The organism is Actinomycetota bacterium (assembly GCA_036280995.1).
Lineage (GTDB): Bacteria > Actinomycetota > CALGFH01 > CALGFH01 > CALGFH01 > CALGFH01.
Map to the genome: position 1 here is coordinate 1 of DASUPQ010000118.1, position 2,298 is coordinate 2,298.

3 protein-coding genes are annotated in these 2,298 nt (G+C 70.2%); 1 reads left to right on the forward strand and 2 read right to left on the reverse strand.

Going from position 1 to position 2,298, the window contains the following annotated elements; translation table 11 throughout:
* Window positions 1-88 precede the first annotated feature (88 nt).
* Together VF468_03670 and VF468_03675 are read right to left on the reverse strand one after the other, a co-directional pair.
* Window positions 89-1,516: an SAM-dependent methyltransferase gene (locus VF468_03670; GenBank protein ID HEX5877411.1), complete on the reverse strand. Its 1,428-nt coding sequence runs from the start codon at window positions 1,514-1,516 to the stop codon at window positions 89-91.
* Window positions 1,517-1,555: 39 nt separating this feature from the next.
* Window positions 1,556-1,759, reverse strand: coding sequence for a hypothetical protein (locus VF468_03675; protein HEX5877412.1), 204 nt, complete (start codon window positions 1,757-1,759; stop codon window positions 1,556-1,558).
* Between the two features lie 96 nt (window positions 1,760-1,855).
* Between VF468_03675 and VF468_03680 the strand changes: the two genes are divergently transcribed.
* On the forward strand, window positions 1,856-2,298 hold a 443-nt coding region (locus tag VF468_03680; GenBank protein ID HEX5877413.1), incomplete at its 3' end, for a hypothetical protein.

Sequence of the window (2,298 nt, forward strand, 5' to 3'; positions counted from 1 at the left end):
TGACGAACGGCAACATCCGCCGGGTCCTGCGCGAGGCGGAAGCCGCCGCGGGCTGACCGATGCGCCCCGTGTTCGGGGCTGCCGCGGATCAGGTCGAAGGGCGGCGCTCGAGGAGGAACAGCGTGCGGAGGCTGTCGGCGACGGGAGCCTCGTCGCGGACCGTGAAGTGCTCGGCAATCGCGGCGCGGAATCCGTCGAGCGTGTAGTCGGGGAAGATGTCGCGCCGCGCGGCAAGCAGCTGCTGGGTCATGGGGTCTTCCTTCGGCACGAACTCGACGACCACCCGGCGCCCCGCGTGAGCCAGCAGGTCGGCGATGCGCGGCAGTGGCACGTTGTTGCCGATGGCCAGGTGATGGACCAGGGCGAGGGCCATGACCACGTCGGCCGGGCCGCGCTGGATGAGGGACCGCCGTTCGGCGTGAGCCCAGCCGAGGGCCGGGCTGGGGTTGGCGAGGTCCATGACCAGGGGCAGGATCCCGGCGCGCTGTTCCGGCGAAAGGTTCCGCCACAGCAGCTCGACGACCGCTGCGTCCTGGTCGAAGGCGATGACCTGCCGTCCCGGGCCGGCGGCAAGGTCCGAGTAGGTCCCGACGTTGGCCCCCAGATCCCAGATCACGGTCCCGCCGGCGGCGGCCAGCATGCGTTCGACGATCTCCCGCTTGGACGCCATCCCCGCCGGGCTGTAGCTCGTCTGGTGGCCATAGCTCAGCCAGTGACTGCCCAGCTCGAGGCGGAGCCCCTCGACCGCGCGCCGCAGGCTGTCGAGGAGGGCCTCGTGGCGGGTCTTGTTCATCGGTCGGGCCCGGGCCGGCTTGGCCTGCTGGTCGACGTCCGCCGCCCCGGAGATCTGCGCCTGCTGGGTTCGCCGGTCGGCGGCGGCATGGAGATGGAGGTGGGGCAGCAGACCGCCGAGGCGGGTGCGTCCCGGCAGCAGACCGGCGGCGAGGTCAAGCGGCAGGCCGTCGATGAAGTCGCGGAGCATGAGCCCGCAGCGCACGTCCCGGTGGGCCATCAGGGCCAGGGGGGCCAGGAAGTGCTTGCAGAACTGGCGATAAGCGGGCCATGGGGCGGTCAGGTCCGCCGCCTCGAACGAGAGGCTGTCGATGAGGATCGGCCGGCCGCGGTCGAACTGGACGTTGTACGCCGACGCGTCGCGCAGCCACATCCCGGCGTTCAACGCGCGACGCTGAACCTCCAGCGTCAGCAGGGCGGCCTCCCGGAGCTGGGAGAAGGCCCACTCGTACGGATACGAGATCAGCGTCAGCTCGCGGGGGCGGATGACCACGGCGGCTCCCGGCCTTGGGGCGAGCTCGACCGGTGCCGGCTCGTGCTCGATCATCAGGCCGCGGCCGATGAGATCGGCCGCCAGCCCACCATCCACGAAAGCAGCCCAGTCGCCCGCGCCGGTCGGCTGGATGGCCCGATACAGGATGCCGTCGCGGCGGAAGACGTAGCCGGCGGGGTCTCTGAAGGAGGCGGGATCGACCACTCCCGCGGTGTCCGCCGCGGTCGTCAACCCTGGGTCAACCCGGGCGCCCGCAGGCGCCATCGGTCATCAGCGGTTGGGGGTGTTTGGGCCGTCGGAGGAGGTGACCTCCGAGGTAGCCGGATCGTCTGTCTGTGCGTCGCCGCGCAGTCGGTGCCAGAATCCGCCGATTGTGCGACGGAAGATGAACGGGATCGACAGCAGCGCGGCGAGCAGCGCCTGCAGCAGCAGGCTGGCTGATCCTGGGTCGATGTATGCGATGGGTGGCGTCAACGGTTGCGGTTCCCCGCTACGGGTAGTGTTGCCCGGATGTTAACCCGACAACCGAATGCCGGCGCAATGCGCTGGTGGTACTGGCCATGGCATGCCGTGCTCCTGGGCGCGTATCCGGTCCTGTTCCTGTTTGCCCAGAACCTGGCCGATCAGGTCACCCTCCAGCCACTGTGGGGGCCGTTGTTCGTCTGCATGGCAGGCGCCGCGGGCCTGTTGGTCCTGTTCTATGCGCTGCGCCGCGACTGGGCGCGAGCCGGGCTGATGGCCAGCGTCGTGCTGGCGGTGGTCTTCTCGTTCGGCCACGTCTGGAACTTGCTTTCCGGAGTGCTCGACCAGCGCTGGCTGCTGGCGGCGATCTGGCTGGTGTGGGGTGTCGGGCTGGCCCAGGTGGCCTGGCGCGGTGGCCCGTGGGTGCCCCGCGTCACGCTGATCCTGAACATCGCCGTCTTCGCCCTGGTCCTCTACAACGTGGTGACCATCGGCGGCTACGTGGCGGCCACGCGGCTCTTCCCCACCTCGACCGGAGAGGTCCTCGACCT